We start from the raw sequence: 1,068 nt of genomic DNA, 5'->3' as shown, positions 1-1,068 counted from the left end.
GGCACCAGGGGCACGTTCGGCAACGGGCCGCTGACGGCGGACGGCCAGCTCGACGCCGGCTGGCTGCACCGGGCCGCGACGCCCGGCGAGGCGCTGCGCCGCGCCACCAGCCTCGCCACGCTCGCGCTGCACACCCAGGACCGTCAGCAGGCAGCGCTGGGCAGCCTCCCCGACCGGCGCGCCCGCCCCGGCCGGATCACCCTGGCGGTCCTGACCGCCCGCGCCGAATCCGCCGCGGAACTGCTTGTCCGCGAGCTCGAACGCGACGGCCTGCCCGTCGACCGCGCCGTCGCCGAAACACTGCTCGGCGAGCTCATCGGCCCACCACCGCGCACCGGCGCCGACGAGCTCGCCGCCCGCCGCCGCCGCGACGCCCCGGTCCTCGCCCACCTGCGCGGGCCCGTCGACCTGCGCAACCCCGCCGCCGTGCGGGCCGCCCTGCGCACGGTGGGCATCGACGTCCCCGACACCCGTTCGGGCCGCCTCGAACCGCTGCGCGACGCCCATCCCGCCGTCGCCGCGCTGCTGACCTGGCGACGCACCGAACGCATCGCCACCACCTACGGCCACCGCTGGCTCGACACCCACGTCGGCCCCGACGGGCGACTACGCGGCGCCTGGCATGCCAGCGACGGCGCCGCCGGGCGGATGACCGCCCAGGCCGGCCTGCACAACCTGCCCGCCGACCTGCGCGTCGCCGTCGTCGCCGAACCGGGCCGGGTGTTCGTCCGCGCCGACCTCGGCCAGATCGAACCCCGGGTACTCGCCGTCGTCTCCGCCGACCCCGCCCTCGCCGAGGCCACCCGGGCCGACGACATGTACGCCCCCGTCGCGGTGCAGCTCGGCCGCGACCGGCCGCAGGCCAAGATCGCGGTGCTCGCCGCGATGTACGGCCAGACCACCGGTTCGGCCGGCGAGGCCCTGCGCCGGATGCGCCGCGCCTACCCGACCGCGCTGGCCTACCTCGACGACGCCGACGCCGCCGGCCGTGCCGGCCGCGACCTGCGCACCTACGGCGGCCGGCGCATCCGCCTCGCCCCCGCGCCGCGCCCACCCCGGGGCCTGACC

1 protein-coding gene is annotated in these 1,068 nt (G+C 78.7%); it reads left to right on the top strand.

Going from position 1 to position 1,068, the window contains the following annotated elements; all coding sequences use genetic code 11:
- On the top strand, window positions 1–1,068 hold a 1,068-nt coding region (locus NBZ83_RS32300), incomplete at both ends, for a DNA polymerase (RefSeq protein ID WP_261576532.1).

This window comes from Frankia gtarii, from assembly GCF_025403375.1.
Classification (GTDB): domain Bacteria; phylum Actinomycetota; class Actinomycetes; order Frankiales; family Frankiaceae; genus Frankia; species Frankia gtarii.
The sequence above is the reverse complement of the archived record's forward strand: the minus strand, read 5'-3'. Positions and strand labels throughout refer to the sequence as shown.